The sequence below is a fragment of the Bradyrhizobium sp. in8p8 genome, from assembly GCF_000426845.1.
Taxonomy (GTDB): domain Bacteria; phylum Pseudomonadota; class Alphaproteobacteria; order Rhizobiales; family Xanthobacteraceae; genus Bradyrhizobium; species Bradyrhizobium japonicum_C.
In genome coordinates this window covers 313,766-329,333 of the sequence record NZ_AUGD01000005.1, presented here as the reverse complement: position 1 = coordinate 329,333, position 15,568 = coordinate 313,766, and the positions used below count along the sequence as shown (strand labels likewise).

18 protein-coding genes are annotated in these 15,568 nt (G+C 63.8%); 7 read left to right on the top strand and 11 right to left on the bottom strand.

The annotated features are described in order from the left end of the window. Positions 1-13: 13 nt before the first annotated feature. The 11 genes from K408_RS0116340 to K408_RS0116290 all read right to left on the bottom strand — a co-directional run bounded on the left by K408_RS0116340 (position 14) and on the right by K408_RS0116290 (position 9,068). Complete coding sequence (locus K408_RS0116340) at positions 14-220, bottom strand: DUF2065 domain-containing protein (protein WP_024339623.1); 207 nt, start codon at positions 218-220, stop codon at positions 14-16. Positions 221-291: 71 nt separating this feature from the next. Further along, positions 292-1,188, bottom strand: coding sequence for a protease modulator HflC (gene hflC / locus K408_RS0116335; RefSeq protein ID WP_024339622.1), 897 nt, complete (start codon positions 1,186-1,188; stop codon positions 292-294). Next, positions 1,185-2,324, bottom strand: a complete 1,140-nt coding sequence (hflK, locus tag K408_RS0116330) for an FtsH protease activity modulator HflK (protein WP_024339621.1) — start codon at positions 2,322-2,324, stop codon at positions 1,185-1,187. The genes hflC and hflK overlap by 4 nt, the downstream gene beginning before the upstream one ends. Before the next feature lie 153 nt (positions 2,325-2,477). Next, the gene (locus K408_RS0116325; protein WP_024339620.1) at positions 2,478-2,987 is read right to left on the bottom strand and encodes a dihydrofolate reductase; all 510 of its coding nucleotides are present in this window, start codon (positions 2,985-2,987) and stop codon (positions 2,478-2,480) included. Further along, entirely contained in the window at positions 2,987-3,472 is a 486-nt protein-coding gene (locus tag K408_RS0116320) for a GNAT family N-acetyltransferase (protein WP_024339619.1), read from the bottom strand. Before K408_RS0116320 ends, K408_RS0116325 begins: the two co-directional genes overlap by 1 nt. Before the next feature lie 6 nt (positions 3,473-3,478). Beyond that, positions 3,479-4,273 (bottom strand): thymidylate synthase, encoded by a 795-nt coding sequence (locus K408_RS0116315; RefSeq protein WP_024339618.1) that lies wholly within the window; start codon positions 4,271-4,273, stop codon positions 3,479-3,481. Positions 4,274-4,445: 172 nt separating this feature from the next. Further along, a complete protein-coding gene (locus K408_RS0116310; protein WP_024339617.1) occupies positions 4,446-5,426 on the bottom strand; it encodes a tripartite tricarboxylate transporter substrate binding protein BugD in 981 nt (326 codons plus the stop codon). A gap of 140 nt (positions 5,427-5,566) precedes the next feature. Next, a complete protein-coding gene (locus tag K408_RS0116305; protein ID WP_024339616.1) occupies positions 5,567-7,081 on the bottom strand; it encodes a tripartite tricarboxylate transporter permease in 1,515 nt (504 codons plus the stop codon). A 7-nt stretch (positions 7,082-7,088) separates the two neighbouring features. Beyond that, positions 7,089-7,850 (bottom strand): tripartite tricarboxylate transporter TctB family protein, encoded by a 762-nt coding sequence (locus tag K408_RS0116300; protein WP_024339615.1) that lies wholly within the window; start codon positions 7,848-7,850, stop codon positions 7,089-7,091. 94 nt (positions 7,851-7,944) lie between these two features. Beyond that, positions 7,945-8,475 (bottom strand): chromate transporter, encoded by a 531-nt coding sequence (locus tag K408_RS0116295; protein WP_024339614.1) that lies wholly within the window; start codon positions 8,473-8,475, stop codon positions 7,945-7,947. Beyond that, positions 8,472-9,068, bottom strand: a complete 597-nt coding sequence (locus K408_RS0116290) for a chromate transporter (RefSeq protein WP_024339613.1) — start codon at positions 9,066-9,068, stop codon at positions 8,472-8,474. The genes K408_RS0116295 and K408_RS0116290 overlap by 4 nt, the downstream gene beginning before the upstream one ends. A gap of 567 nt (positions 9,069-9,635) precedes the next feature. On the opposite strand from K408_RS0116290, the gene K408_RS0116285 reads away from it, so the two are divergent. The 7 genes from K408_RS0116285 to K408_RS0116255 all read left to right on the top strand — a co-directional run bounded on the left by K408_RS0116285 (position 9,636) and on the right by K408_RS0116255 (position 15,381). Continuing rightward, positions 9,636-10,154 carry an SspB family protein gene (locus tag K408_RS0116285; RefSeq protein ID WP_024339612.1) on the top strand — a complete coding sequence of 173 codons (519 nt, stop codon included), beginning with the start codon at positions 9,636-9,638 and terminating at the stop codon, positions 10,152-10,154. 87 nt (positions 10,155-10,241) lie between these two features. Beyond that, complete coding sequence (fumC, locus tag K408_RS0116280) at positions 10,242-11,675, top strand: class II fumarate hydratase (protein ID WP_024339611.1); 1,434 nt, start codon at positions 10,242-10,244, stop codon at positions 11,673-11,675. 275 nt (positions 11,676-11,950) lie between these two features. Beyond that, the gene (locus tag K408_RS0116275) at positions 11,951-12,139 is read left to right on the top strand and encodes a DUF4169 family protein (protein WP_024339610.1); all 189 of its coding nucleotides are present in this window, start codon (positions 11,951-11,953) and stop codon (positions 12,137-12,139) included. Then, entirely contained in the window at positions 12,136-12,387 is a 252-nt protein-coding gene (locus tag K408_RS0116270; protein WP_024339609.1) for a ribbon-helix-helix domain-containing protein, read from the top strand. The genes K408_RS0116275 and K408_RS0116270 overlap by 4 nt, the downstream gene beginning before the upstream one ends. A 115-nt stretch (positions 12,388-12,502) precedes the next feature. Next, on the top strand, positions 12,503-12,778 hold the full coding sequence (locus K408_RS0116265; RefSeq protein WP_024339608.1) for a FeoA family protein: 276 nt from the start codon (positions 12,503-12,505) through the stop codon (positions 12,776-12,778). Between the two features lie 37 nt (positions 12,779-12,815). Beyond that, on the top strand, positions 12,816-14,687 hold the full coding sequence (feoB, locus tag K408_RS0116260; RefSeq protein WP_024339607.1) for a ferrous iron transporter B: 1,872 nt from the start codon (positions 12,816-12,818) through the stop codon (positions 14,685-14,687). Between the two features lie 196 nt (positions 14,688-14,883). Further along, positions 14,884-15,381 (top strand): GNAT family N-acetyltransferase, encoded by a 498-nt coding sequence (locus K408_RS0116255; RefSeq protein WP_024339606.1) that lies wholly within the window; start codon positions 14,884-14,886, stop codon positions 15,379-15,381. The last annotated feature ends 187 nt before the right edge of the window (positions 15,382-15,568 follow it).

Here is a 15,568-nt window from a genome sequence, read left to right as displayed (position 1 = left end):
GTTGGCCTGATGCCTAAATCGGGCGCCGTATAACCCAGATCAGCACCAGCCCGGCCACGGCCGAGCCGATCCCGACGGCCCTCAGTATGTTGTCCGGCGTCGTGATGACGCTCTTCATCGCTTTGCGCATCCAGTTGGGACTGGCCGCGAACATCAAGCCTTCCAGCACGAAAAGGATGCCTAGGCCGATGAGGAAGTCGGCGAACGCAATGGACCTCATCGGAATGGAACCTCCCGTAGTGCTGTTCTTGTCTGGACGAAGGGCGGCCAGACCGGCCGCCCTTGTCTATCTTACGGCTTCGCGAGCGTCTCGGGTGCCATCCTGCCGGACGGATTACTGAAGTACCGGAAGAAATCCGATTCCGGCCGCAGCAGGAAGCGGGTGTCGTTGGACCGCAGCCCGTTCTCATAGGCCGTCATAGACCGATAGAAGGCGAAGAAATCGGCGTCCTTGCTGTAGGCTTCGGCGAACAGCCTGTTGCGCTCGGCATCGCCCGCGCCCCGGGTCTGCTCGGCCTGCGAGTTGGCCTCCGCGATGATTACCGTCGCCTCGCGGTCGGCCTTGGACCTGATCTCCTGGGCCTTCTGGCCGCCCTGCGCGCGGAACTCAGCCGCCTCTCGCTCACGTTCGGTCTTCATGCGCTGATAGACCGCCTGGCTGTTCTGCTCCGGCAGGTCGGCGCGGCGGATCCGGACGTCCACAACCTCGATGCCGTAGCCCTCCGCCTCGCGGTCAAGCTGGTCGCGGATACGCTGCATCAGCTTCTCGCGGTCGTCACGCACCACGTTGATGAAGGTGACCTCGCCGAGCACACGGCGCAGCGCCGCGTTCAGGAGCGTGGTGAGCTGGACGTTGGCAGCCTGGATCGAGCCGATGCTCTGATAGAAGCGCAACGCATTCTCGATCCGATAGCGCGCGAAGGCGTCGACCACGAGCCGCTTCTGGTCGGACGCGATCGCTTCCTGCGACGGGTTCTCCAGGTCGAGGATTCGCTTGTCGATGTTGATCACCGAATTCCAAGGCGCCTTGAAATGCAGGCCCGGCGCGGTGACGACGTCGACGGGCCGGCCGAACTGGAGCACGATGGTCTGCTCGGTCTGCTGCACCGTGAACAGCGACATGTAGCCGACGATCACGACGAGCAGGAGCCCGAGCAACGTGACGATACCTGTGACCGGAGACCTCATCGGCTGCCTCCGCTCGACTGCGGACCGGTGGTAGGCGGCCGCTTGGTCGTCAATTCGCCGAGGGGCAGATAGGGCACGATGCCCTGGCCCGAGGCGCCGCCGCCGTCAAAAATGAGCTTGTCCGCGCCACCGAGCACGCGCTCCATGGTCTCCAGATAGATCCGTTCACGCGTCACGTCGGGCGCCTTCTTGTATTCCTCGTAAACGTTGAGGAAGCGCGCGCTCTGGCCCTTGGCCTCGGCGACCGCCTGCTCCTTGTAACCTTCGGCAGCCTGCAGGATCTGCGCGGCACGGCCGCGCGCCTGCGGGATAACCTGATTGGCGTAGGTCTGCGCCTCGTTCTGCAACTGCTCCTGGTTGGCGCGCGCCGCCTGGACGTCGCGGAAAGCGTCGATCACCTGCGCCGGCGGATCCACCTTCTGCATCTGCACCTGACTGATCTGGATACCCGCGCCGTAGCTGTCCAGAGTCTTCTGGATCAGTTCGTGCACGTTCTGCTCGGTGACGTTTCGCGCGCCGGTCAGGATCGGCTGGATCTGCGAGCGGCCAATCACCTCGCGCATCGCGCTCTCGGCGACTGCCTTCACGGTGCCTTCGGGGTTCTGGATGTTGAAGAGGAAGTCGCCGACCCCGTCCGGCTTGATGCGCCAGAGCACGGTGAAGTCGACGTCGACGATGTTCTCGTCGCCGGTCAGCATCAGACTCTCTTCCGGCACGTCACGAACGGAGCGGCCGCGCCGCGCCGGATCTTCGATCAGCGTCATGCCGATGGAGATGGTGTTGACGCGCAGCGCCTTGGGCAGCAGCACGGTCTCGATCGGATAAGGCAGATGATAGTTCAGGCCCGGCTGCACGGTGCGGACATGCTTGCCGAAGCGCAACACGACGCCGAGTTCTTCGGACTGGACGCGGAAGAAGCCCGAGAGCAGCCAGAATGCGGCGATCAGCAGGATGATCAGCGTGATGCCGATGCCGGAGAAATAGCCGCCCGGCATGATCTGCTGGAGGCGGTCCTGGCCGCGCCGCAGAAGGTCTTCCAGATCCGGAGGCCTCGGCCCGACCGGTTGCGGGCCTGAGCCCCACGGTCCCTTTGGACCCGAGCCCCATGGGCCACCGCCCTGATTCTTCCACGGCATTCGATGCTCTCCTCGGCAGGGTGGAATGCCCCCCGCCCGCTTTATCCGGTCCGGCTTTATAGGGGACAGGCAAGTCCCTTACAACGCAACCCGGGCCGTCTTCCGAGCTATGCTCGGGCACGAAAAAGTCAATGTAAACATTGACGAGTGCGGTTAATGGCCCGACCGCCGACGATATGTCACATAGGAGAAATCGACGCTGTCGTCGGGGCCGGCAGGATGACGGATGCGCGCGATCTCGTTCCATTTTGCCTTGTCGATATCAAAATGCGTGTCGCCGTCGGGCCGTGCATGCACTTCGGTGATCTCGAGGCGATCAGCGCGATCGAGCCATTGCCGGTAGATTTCCGCGCCGCCGATCACAGCGACCTCAGTGACCGAACGCCGCAGGGCATCGCCTCGCGCAACCGCGTCCGCAGCCGCGACCGACGTCGTGACAATGGCGCCTGCGGCGCGATAGGCGGCATCGCGCGTGATCACGATGTTGGTACGGCCTGGCAGCGGCCGGCGCAGGGATTCGAAGGTCTTGCGGCCCATGATAACCGGCTTGCCGATCGTGAGCGCCTTGAAGTGGGCCATATCGGATTTCAACCGCCATGGAATGGCGTTGCCGGCGCCGATGACGCCGTTCTCCGCGATCGCAACGACGAAGACGATTTCCATCAGGACGTGCTCCCGGCAAGCCGCGTCAGTGCGGGCCCGGTGACGCGGCACAGCGTCCAATCATCCATCATGACCGCGCCGAGCGACTTGTAGAAGGCGATCGACGGTGCGTTCCAGTCGAGCACGGCCCATTGCAGACGCGACCAGCCGTTCTCGACGCATTCCCTGGCCAGATAGACCAGCAGCGCCTTCCCGAGGCCCCTGCCCCGATGCGACGGCCGCACGTAGAGATCTTCGAGATAGATGCCGTGTCGGCCGCTGAAGGTGGAGAAATTCGCGAACCACACCGCGAAGCCGACCGGCTCACCGTTCCACTCCGCGATGGCGCAATAGAGTTGCGGCCTTTCGCCGAACAGCGCATCGGCGATGTCGGCTTCGGTCGCCTCCACTTCGTGGGAAAGCTTTTCGTATTCGGCCAGTTCCCGGATAAAAGCGAGAACAAGTCCGGCTTCGCCTTGGCGCACTCGGCGGATGTTGAGCGACATAGGGCGCTAGACCGCGACTTCCGCCTTGATGTGCGGGTGCGGATCGTAGCCGACGAGTTCGAAATCCTCGAAGCGGAAGGAGAAGATGTCCTTGACCTCAGGGTTGATGCGCATCACCGGCAACGCTCGCGACGCGCGGGTGAGCTGGAGCTTCGCCTGCTCCAGGTGGTTGGAATAGAGATGCGCGTCGCCGAACGAATGCACGAAATCGCCGGGCTTCAGACCGGTGACCTGCGCCACCATCATGGTGAGCAGCGAGTAGGAGGCGATGTTGAAGGGCACGCCGAGGAAGACGTCGGCGGAGCGCTGATAGAGCTGACAGGACAGCTTGCCGTTGGCGACGTAGAACTGGAACAGGCAATGGCACGGCGGCAGCGCCATCTTGTCGACCTCGGCCGGATTCCACGCCGAGACGATCAGGCGGCGCGAGTCCGGATTGCGCTTGATCATGTCCACGACGTTGGCGATCTGGTCGATGCTGCGGCCGTCCGGGGCCGGCCATGAGCGCCACTGATGGCCATAGACCGGGCCGAGATCGCCATTGGCATCCGCCCACTCGTCCCAGATGGTGACGCCGTTGTCGCGCAGGTATTTGATGTTGGTGTCGCCCTTCAGGAACCAGAGCAGCTCATGCACGATCGCCTTCAACGGCAGCCGCTTGGTCGTCAGCATCGGGAAGCCGGTCGACAGATTGAAGCGCATTTGATGGCCGAATACCGAGAGCGTGCCGGTGCCGGTCCGATCGGTCTTCTCGACGCCGTCGGAAAGAATCCGCTCGAGCAGGTCCTGATATTGGTGCATGGGCGAATAAGCCTTTGGGGAGGCAGCGATCTTAGCGACAGCCTCCGCGCTGCGACAGCGGCGATTCGCTGTCCCGGCCGATTATACCCGGAAAAGTGAGTGTTCCAGCCGCAAACGACAAGGGGCGGAACTCAGCGTCCCGCCCCTGGCCTATCGGCCTGATCGCCTTTGCTTAATTTGTCGGCTTGAGCACCGGGCTCCACTTCGCGATCTCGTTCTTGACGAGGGCCGCCAGCGCCTCCGGCGTACGGTCCTTCGGCCCGGGAATGACGCTGCCGAGTTCGAGAAGCCGCTTCTTCACGGTCTCGTCGTCGAGCGCCTTGACGGCGGCGGCGTTCAGGCTCGCCACGATCGCAGGCGAGGTCCCCTTGGGCGCGAACATCGCGTTCCAGGCCTGAGCCTGAAAAGCCGGCAAGCCGGCCTCCGCCGTGGTCGGCACGTTCGGCAGCGACGGATTGCGCTCCGCCGTCGCGATCGCATAGGCCTTGATGGTGCCCGCGTTGATCTGCGGGACGGCGTTGACGATCTGGTCGCACATGTAGTCGACCTGTCCGGCCACCAGCGCGTTCATCGCTGGGCCCGTGCCGTTGAAGGGCACGCCGACGGGCTTGATGTCGAGGATGGAGTGCAGAAGCTCGCACGAGACGTGCGAAACCGAGCCCACGCCGGCATGGGCGGCATTCACCTTCTCGGCATTCGCCTTCACGTAGGTGACGAACTCCTTGAGGTCCTTCGGCGGAAAATCCTTGCGGGCCAGGATCAGGATCGGCGTGCCCGCCAGCAGCGCGATCGGCTCGAAGTCTTTCTCGGGATGATAGGCGAGCTTCGGATAGAGCGGCACCGATGCGGCATGGGTGCCCATGTGACCGGTGATCAGCGTATAGCCGTCATTGGCCGCGCGCGCGGCGCGCGTCGTGGCGGTGGTGCCACCGGCACCGACCACGTTCTCGATGATGATGCTCTGCCCAAGCGTCTGCGCCATGTGCCCGCTAACGATGCGCGAGATCACGTCGGTAGGCCCGCCGGCCGCGAACGGCACGATCATGGTGATGCTGCGCGTCGGAAAGGTCTGTGCCTCAGCGCTTGCGGTGAATGTAGCAAGCGACGCAAGCGCTGCGGCACATGCGCCCGTTAGCGCGCGAACGAAGGTCATGGCGTTCCCCCTTTGGACACAAACAAAATGTCGGCCCCAAAGGCCGGCATTTTCATTTCATGAAGCCGTCGCACAAGTCGATTCGACTTCCGAATGCGGCGCGCCGACGCAGGTCGCGAGCCCACCCTGGGCGCGGCGACCTAGTTTTCGGACTCGGTGAATACCTCGTCACGCTTGGCACGCAATGCCGGTAGCACCGTAAGGACAAGCAGGCTCGCCGCGACTGCAAGCAGCACCGCCGACAACGGACGGGTCAGGAACACGCTCCAGTCGCCGCGCGAGATCAGCAGCGCCCGGCGCAGGTTCTCTTCCATCAGCGGGCCGAGCACCATGCCGAGCAGCAGCGGCGCCGGCTCGAAATCGTGCTTGATCAGCCAGTAGCCGACGAGACCGAATACGCCTGCCAGGATGACGTCGACCGGCGCGTTGTTCACCGAATAGATACCGATCGCGCAAAAGATCACGATTGAGGGGAACATCAGCCGGTACGGCACGCGCAGGAGCCGCACCCAGATTCCGACCAGCGGCAGGTTGATGATGATCAGCATCAGATTGCCGATCCACATCGACGCGATCATGCCCCAGACGAGATCCGGCTGCTTCTGCATCACCTGCGGTCCCGGCACGATGCCGTGAATGGTCATCGCGCCCACCATCAGCGCCATCACCGCGTTCGGCGGGATGCCAAGCGTCAGCAGCGGGATGAACGAGGTCTGCGCCGCGGCATTGTTGGCGCTCTCCGGCCCCGCCACACCCTCGATCGCACCACGACCGAATCGCGACGGGATCTTGGCGAGCTTCTTCTCGAGCGTATAAGCGCCGAACGATGCGATCGTCGCACCGCCGCCTGGCAGGATGCCGAGGATCGAGCCGAGCACGGTGCCGCGCAGGATGGCGGGCGTCGAATCGACCAGATCTTGCTTCGTCGGCATCAGGCCGGTGATCTTCTGCTGCACGAGATCACGGTTCAGCTCGGCGCCAGCGTCAAGATTGCGAATGATCTCCGCGAAACCGAATACGCCCATCGCGACGGTCGCGAAGCCGAGTCCGTCAGCGAGCTCCGGAATGTTGAAGGCCATGCGCGAGGCGCCGGTCTCGATGTCCGAACCCACCATCGAGAGCAACAGGCCGAGGACGATCATCGCGATCGCCTTCAGCACCGACCCCTTGGCCAGCACTACGGCAAAGATCAGGCCCAGCACCATCAGCGAGAAATATTCGGCCGGGCCGAACGCCAATGCGAGCTTGGTGAGCGGCGCGCCAAGCACAGCGATCAAAACGGTCGCGACGCAGCCGGCGAAGAACGAGCCGATCGCGGCGATCGCCAGCGCCGGACCGGCGCGGCCCTGCTTTGCCATCTGGTGACCGTCGATGGCGGTGACGACCGATGTCGCCTCGCCAGGTATGTTGACGAGGATCGACGTGGTCGAGCCGCCATACTGGGCGCCGTAATAGATGCCAGCAAGCATGATCAGCGCGCCGACCGGCGGCAGTCCGAAGGTAATCGGCAGCAGCATCGCGACCGTCGCGATGGTGCCGATGCCCGGCAAAACGCCGACCAGCGTCCCGACCAGGGCGCCGATCAGGCACATCAGAAGGTTGATCGGAGAGAACGCGACGGCGAAGCCGTGAGCGAGGTTGGCAAAGATATCCATCACGCCCTCACTGGATCAGGAAACGCGGGTACATCGGCATCGGCAGCCCGAGCACGTACGGAAACAGGATCGCGCAACCGACCGTCAGGCAGGCGCCGACGATCACCGCTTCCAGCCACCGCGTCTCTTGCGAGCCCGTCGCTGCGATCATGAAGCTGGTGAAAGCCGTGACCACGAGGCCGAGCGACCGGATCGACAGGGCGAAGAAGAGGATCGCGGCGACCACGAACAGCGGTCCCCGCCAGGAATAATGGGCCATCGCCGGCCCATCGGTCAAAAGGCCGGTCAAGGCGATGCCGGCGGACAAGGCGACCAGCAGTCCGCCGAACATGCGCGGCGCGGTCCCTGCGCCGAAGGAGAAGCCCCGCATGCCCTGCAAATCGCTCGACGCGTACAGAGCGAACAGGGCAACGGCCATCAAGACGACACCGCCAACATAGTCCTGCGCCGACCGGATCGTCATGAGAAGCGTGAGGATCGCCACCGCAAACAGTGGATAGGAATAGATCAGCGCCAGCAGCACCTCGGATGACATCTTCTTGGTGCCGCCGCCAAACGATCCGAATAAGGCGCTGGGCGCGCCGACGATCAGTGCTGTCGCGTGGCTGGTGACAACGGTCGCGGGGCCCCGCCCCGCGCCCCAGCCGAAGATCGTCCCGATCGACCAGATCAATTCGAAAATCTGCGGCGCAATCGCCAGCAGACAAAAGCCGAGCGCCACCTTGGTGTTCCGGATGGCAGTCGCTGAGTGGCCCATCGTGTCGGCCATGCATGTCTCCTCCGCGACCCGTAAGTCACGAGCACTGTTGTTCTAAATCGGCTGGAACTGGATCCCCCGCCGGAACACTGCCTAGCGATTTTCATCACACAATGCCAGCAAAACCCAACAGACCGCCGGCAAGCAGGAGCCAGAGTGGATTGATGCGCGAGATGGATGCGATCACCGCAACCATGGTGGTCAGAAGCAGTGCAGCAATCGTGCGCTCGGCCGACTGGGCCAGGATCAGCGCGCTGGCCGCCATCAATCCGATCGACAGCGGAACCAGTGCAGCCTGAATCACACCGGGCCATCGCGATTCGCGGGGACGGTTCAGGAGCCGGCTGACATAGTAGGCAAGCAGCGCCGTCGGCAGGCACATCGCCAACGTCGCGGCCAGCGCCCCGGGGATGCCAGCGACGGCATAGCCGATTAACGTGACGATAAGCACGTTCGGACCGGGCGAGAGCTGCGCGATGGCATAGGCGTCGGTGAACTGCCTATCGGTCATCCAGTGATTCACCTCGACTGCGATGCGGTGCATCTCGGGCACCGCCGCCGCAGCCCCGCCGACGGCGAACAGCGACATCAGACCGAAGGTGGAGATCAGCGACCAGATCGAACTTTGGCCGTTCATGCTGCTACTTTCCGCCGCAGGAAATAAGTGACGCCGACACTGACGGGAATCGCGACCAGCAGCACCGCCTGCAGAGGCAGACGGAGCACGCCGACGGTCAGGAACACGCCGAGCATCAGGAACACCGGGAGGGGATCCGTCCGCTTGAGCAGCGGCGTCATCATGCGCAAGACCACCGCGATCAAGAGGCCGATCGCAGCGCATGAGATGCCGGCAAGGATTCGGCGCAGCACCTCGAGATCGCCGAAATGGGCATAGGCGATCGCAAGCACCATCATGATCAGCGTTGGCGGCAGCAACAGCCCGGCGAAGGCGGCAACGCCGCCAGCGATGCCGCGCAGGCGCGATCCGAACACCATCGACAGATTGACGATGTTGGGGCCGGGCAGGAAGTGGCAGAGCGCAAAGGTTTCGTTGAACTCGTCCGCCGTCATCCAGCGGTGCTGCTCGACGATCGCGCGTCGGGCAAACACCAAGACGCCACCGAAGCCCGCCAACGACATCCCGGCAAACGCCAGGAATAATGCGGCCAGACCTGGCGGCGCGGCGGCGAGATCCGGCTGTTGCGGGGCCGGTGCTGAATCCGAGGACATGTCAGAAGCGTAGAACGAGGGCCGCGCCATGGCCAAGACGGTCCGGAACCTATCCAAAGGGAACCGCATCCACCCCGCTCGAAACCCCTGTTTTTCGAAAGCTTTGCGTCCTATATTAGGGATGCCGGTTCGCCGGCTATGGAAATAAACGGTCGTCGCAATAAACCATTCGGACCCGGGGGCGGTACCCGGCGCCTCCACCAAAGCCCGCTCGGTGCTTGCCTCAGCAGCGGGCTTTGGCGGGGGCGAAATAGGATCGACGAGGGCGTAAAGGGCGTACTTTTTCCCGGTATTGTTCCGCCGTTATCGGGCTACTGCAATAGTTGCCAACGACAACTTTGCTCCGGTTGCTCAGGCTGCGTAACGCAGTTTGAAAGACCATCTTAAAGTCCTAACGGGTTAAGCTCCGTTAGGCGGGGTTCGGAGGCACCTGGCAACAGAAGCCTCCACTTTACTCTTTGATTTCTTCCCGGCGGGGACTCCTGCTCACCCGTCAGGCGCGGTACTATTGCGGCTTGACGAGTCGGGACCGGCAGGGTCCGGCCTCGGGGATGCAACAGGACCACCATGGCGACCGATCATATCCGATACGATGTGCTGGCCCGCGACGCCCTTCGCGGCGTGCTGCGGAAGGTGCTGACCGATGCCGCGGCCCATGGCCTGCCGGGAGAGCACCATTTCTTCATCACCTTCGTGTCGAAAGCCGAGGGCGTGAAGCTGTCGCCGCGGCTGCTCGCGCAATATCCAGACGAAATGACGATCATCCTCCAGCACCAGTTCTGGGACCTGACCGTGCTCGAAGACCGCTTCGAGGTGGGCCTGTCCTTTGGCGGCATTCCGGAGCGGCTGGTAGTGCCGTTCAGTGCCATCAAGAGCTTCCTCGACCCGTCCGTGAAGTTCGGCCTTCAGTTCGACACTTCCGATGTCGCCGAGGTCGCGCCGGACAATCTGCCGGCGGCTCCCGCACCATCGGCGGTCGCGGTGCCGGCACCTGCCACGGAAAAGGCAGAAGCTGCCGACGAACCGACCCCGCCGAACCAGGGTGGCGCCGAAGTCGTGCGGCTCGATCGTTTCCGCAAGAAATGATCTAGATTGGGCTTGAGCCCGTCGCGCGCGGCCGAACTGCCTATATAGAGGTGCACATGAAGTCCGTGCGGCGTTTCGCGCGGCAGAATGGATGTGCTCATGGCCAAGGCTTCCCGCTCGAAAACCGCCCGCTCCGCGACCCGCATCGAGACCGACAGCTTTGGTCCCGTCGAGGTCCCGGTCGACCGCTACTGGGGGGCGCAGACCGAACGCTCGCGCCAGAATTTCCGCATCGGAACCGACCGCATGCCGATCTCGCTGATTCATGCGCTCGGCATCGTCAAGCTTGCGGCTGCGCAGTCCAATCTCGAGCTTGGCCTGCTCGACCGGCGCCGCGCCAACGCCATCATCCGCGCTGCGCGCGAAGTGATCGAGGGCAGGCTGGACGATCATTTTCCGCTGGTGGTGTGGCAGACCGGCTCCGGCACGCAGAGCAACATGAACCTCAATGAGGTGATCGCCAACCGGGCCAACGAGCTCCTGGGCGGCGAACTCGGGGCCAAGAAGCCGGTGCATCCCAACGACCACGTCAACATGAGCCAGTCGTCCAACGACTCGTTTCCCACCGCGATGCACATCGCGGCCGCAAGCCGCATCGATGCCGATCTCGTTCCTGCCCTCGGCGAATTGCTCCGCGCCCTGCGCAAGAAGGAGAAGCAGTTCTCGAAGATCGTCAAGATCGGCCGCACCCACACCCAGGATGCGACGCCGCTGACGCTGGGCCAGGAATTTTCCGGCTATGCCGCGCAGGTCGAAAGCGGCATCGCCCGGCTCAAGGTCGCGGTGAGGGACCTCTATCCGCTGGCGCAGGGCGGCACCGCTGTCGGCACCGGCCTCAACTCGAAGCCGCGCTTCGCAAAACTGTTCGCAAAGCACGCGGCCGCAATCACGAAGCTGCCCTTCACCAGCGCCGCCAACAAATTCGAGGCGCTGGCCTCGAACGATGCTTATGTGCTGGCACACGGCGCCATCAATTCGGTCGCGACGGGCCTGTTCAAGATCGCCAACGACATCCGCCTGCTCGGCTCCGGCCCGCGTTCGGGTCTGGGCGAGCTGATCCTGCCGGAGAACGAGCCGGGCTCATCGATCATGCCGGGCAAGGTCAATCCGACCCAATGCGAAGCGATGACCATGGTCTGCTGCCAGGTGTTCGGCAATCACACCGCCATCACCGTCGCCGGCAGCCAGGGCCATTTCGAGCTCAACGTCTACAAGCCCGTGCTGGCCTACAACATGCTGCACTCGATCCGCCTGCTGGCGGATGCCGCACGTTCCTTCACCGAACATTGCGTCAGCGGCATCCGCGCCGACGAAAAGCGAATCAAGGAGCTGATGGAGCGATCGCTGATGCTGGTGACGGCGCTGGCCCCGAAGATCGGCTATGACAACGCGGCCAAGGTGGCCAAGACCGCGCACGCCAACGGCAGCACGCTGAAGGAGGAGGCGCTTCGGCTCGGCTTCGTCTCGGCCGACGAGTTCGACCGTCTGGTACGCCCCGAGAAGATGACCAGCCCGGGCTAAATTCCAGATTCCGATATCCGTCCGTAATGATACGGACGCTCGGCGCCGAGAAATATGCGGCTTTGAGGGCGGGATTTGATTACCGTCAATGTTGCGGCGGGGCGCCGTGCTACGCAGCCCCTCTGCCCTCCATGGGCGAATTCATCGTTTAATGGCCCAAGAGGCCGATTGACGAGGACGAGCGAATGACGATCAAGTCTTGTGGGGCGCAACGGAGCGCCCTGTTTCTGAATGTTTCATCCGGCAAAATGAGGATCGGGTGATGGAGACGCGGCATGGGGAACGTCATCAACCTGAATCGTTTCAGGAAGCGCGCCGAGCGGGAAGCCTCGGCGAAGCAGGCGGACGCCAACCGGGCGAAGTTCGGTCGCACGAAGGCGAAGCGGTCCGCGGAGGAGAAACGGGCGGACCAGGCCAAGGAGCATCTGGACCAGCACCGGATCGATCGCGAGGAGCAGCCATGAAGTCGCCGGTCGTAAAACGGTCGATCGTCGTCGCCGGCCACAAGACCAGCGTCAGCCTGGAAGAGGCGTTCTGGAACGGCATGAAGGAAATCTCCGGCCTTCGCAACATGACGTTGTCCGAACTGGTCGGCGAGATCGATAGCAACCGCCAGCAGGGCAATCTGTCGTCGGCGATCCGCCTCTTCGTCCTGGACTACTTCAAGAGCCGCGCCATGGCCGCCCAGCCGGACAAGGTCCCGGCCCAATAGCCGACGGGGGCGCCGCCGACGGCGCCCCGGCCCCAGCACTTTAAAATCACTCTAAGGTGCTGGTTCGGCGAGCATGCGCGCTTGACCTCAATGCCCTGCGTTGAAAATACAGGGCATGACCGACACCGCTGACACGCGTTCGCACATGCCGCTGGGTCTGGCCCAGCGCGGCTACACCGGCGTCATCCAGCACCTTTCCGCCAAGGAGGCGGGCTCGGCGCTCTCGGACGTCGAGCTCGAAAGCCGCCTGATCGAGCTCGGGTTCGTCGAAGGCGCCCGCGTCGAGGTCCTGCATGAGGGGCTGGTCGGGCGCGATCCAATCGCCGTGCGGGTCGACAACATCACGATCGCGGTCCGCCGTCGCGAAGCCATGGCCATCATCGTCGCCTAGATTGCGACGGGACGCCGTATCCCGGGCCCTTGATCATATGGAATTACCCTTGCTGCATCTTGCCCTGGTGGGCACGCCGAACAGCGGCAAGACCTCGCTGTTCAACGCCCTGACAGGCAGCCGGCAGAAGGTCGCGAACTATCCCGGCGTCACCGTCGAGCGCAAGGAAGGCTTCTTCGTCACCCCGCTCGGCCGCCAGGTCTCGTTGGTCGACCTACCCGGCACCTATTCGCTGCGCGGCCGCAGCCCCGACGAGGAGATCACCCGCGACTTCGTGCTCGGCAAGGCCTCCGGCGAGACCATGCCGGATCTCGTGCTGTGCGTCGCCGACAGCACCAATCTGCGGCTGACGATCCGCCTGCTGCTCGAGCTCAAGCGCACGGGACGGCCGATGATCCTCGTGCTCAACATGTTCGACATCGCGAGCCGCCGCGGCATCACCGTCGACGTCGGGCGGCTCGCCAAGGAGCTCGGCGTGCCCGTGGTCACCTCGATCGCGGTGCGCAAGGGCGGCACGGCCGACCTGCTCAAGCTGACCGACGAGACCGCGGCCAAGCTCGCCGCTGAGCCTCGGGAGAACAGCTGGCGCGCGCTCAGCGTCTCCGAATTGCGCGCGACGCAGCGCGAGGCCGACCGCATCATCGCCGACTGCGTCAGCCTACCGGCCAGCCCCGACACCTGGACCGCGCGGATTGACGCGATCGTGCTGCATCCGGTCGGCGGCCTGATCGTGCTCGCACTGATCCTGTTCGTGATGTTCCAGGCGGTGTTCGCCTGGGCCCAGCCGCTGATGGAGCTGCTCAACTCAGGGTTCGAAGCGCTGGGCGAGCTCGTCCAGGCCACCCTGCCCGCCGGCCTGCTGCAGAGCTTCCTTCAGAACGGCGTGATCTCGGGCGTAGGCAGCGTGATCGTGTTCCTGCCGCAGATCATCATCATCTTCCTGTTCATCCTGCTGCTGGAAGATTTCGGCTACATGGCGCGCGCCGCGTTCCTGATGGACCGCATCATGGGCGGCGCAGGGCTGCACGGCCGCGCCTTCATTCCGCTGCTGTCGAGCTTTGCCTGCGCCATTCCCGGCATCATGGCAACGCGCGTGATCGACAACAAGCGCGACCGCCTGACCACGATCCTGATCGCGCCGCTGATGACCTGCTCGGCGCGAATTCCCGTCTACACGCTGATCATCTCCGCCTTCATTCCGGCCAGGGACGTCTGGGGCTTCATCAACCTGCAAGGCCTCGTGATGTTCGGCCTCTATGCGGCCGGCATCATCAGCGCCCTCGTCGTCTCCTTCCTGATCAAGTTCTTCATGCTGCGCGACTACGCGCCGGCACCCTTCATGCTGGAGCTGCCGGACTACAAGATGCCGCGGCTGAAATCGATCGCGATCGGCATCTACACCCGGGCCAAGATGTTCCTGGTGCGCGCCGGCACCACGATCTTCTCGATGATGGTGCTGATCTGGTTCCTGGCCTCGTTCCCGCAGCCCCCGGCCGGCAGTACCGAGCCCGCCATCGACTTCAGCTTAGCTGCGATGATCGGCAAGGCTCTCGAGCCGCTGCTCGCACCCGTCGGCTTCAACTGGCAGATCGCGGTCGCACTGATCCCCGGCATGGCGGCCCGCGAGGTCGCTGTCGCAGCCCTCGGCACCGTCTATGCGATCGAGGGCGGCAAGGAGGCGGCCGACCAGATCGGCCACGTGCTGGCGACGAAATGGTCGCTCGCGACGGCGCTGTCGATGCTGGCCTGGTACATCTTCGCCCCGCAATGCGCTTCCACGCTGGCCGTGATCCGGCGCGAGACCGGAAGCTGGACCTGGATGGGCGTGACCTTCACCTACATGCTGGTGCTGGCCTATGCGGCGAGCCTCGTCACCTACAACGTCGCGGTCGCGCTTGGCGCGGGTTAGCCCCGTCCAAAGCCAAACTGCGAAAACAACCCCATGCACAGTAGACGGGGCCGCGAAATCAATGACTTGCGTGCGGGCAAGCATACGTGCGGCCACGAGTTGACCTGTCGGGCAAAACAGGGGCAGGATGCCACGATCAGCCCGCATCGATTGCAGCATGAACGACGACACGCCACGGAAACGGCGATCCGTCGCCATCAACCATTTCGCCACCAGCCGACTGACGGCTGAGCAGCTACGCGAAGATCACCTAGCCGACCTCGTCGCGTTGCACCGCGATGCCGAGGTCTCCCGCTATCTCGGCGGCGTGCGGACGCCCGAGGTCACGAAGGCCTATCTCGCGGCCAACATGGCCCACTGGAACCAGCACGGCTTCGGACTCTGGACGCTCCGGACGAAAGACGGGGCGTTCGCCGGACGGGCCGGTATCAGGCACATCGTCATGGAGAACGTCGACGAGGTCGAGATCTTCTACGCGTTCAAGGGCGAATTCTGGGGCCGGGGATTCGCAAGCGAGATCGCGACCGCGCTGACGGGCATAGGGCTGTCACAACTCGCGTTGCCGTCCCTCATCGGAATCGTGAATGTCGGCAACGGCGCATCCCGCCGTGTGCTGGAGAAATCGAACTATCTGCTCGAGCGGATCACGAGCCATCACGGCGAGGAGGTCGCGATTTATCGCATCCCGCAGTGAATGCCGCGCAGGACGGACCGCAGGCGATCGCCTGTGTTCATTTTTTAACAGTCATATCCAGCTGTTGAGCAGCAACGACACGGCGCCCTCTCGCGCTCCAAGGGCGCTTCGGGTCGGGAACTCAAGCCCGGCTTGGGAGTTCCTTAGACCGCACCTTCTGAGCCAAATCCGGCTCGAGGCGTGCGCC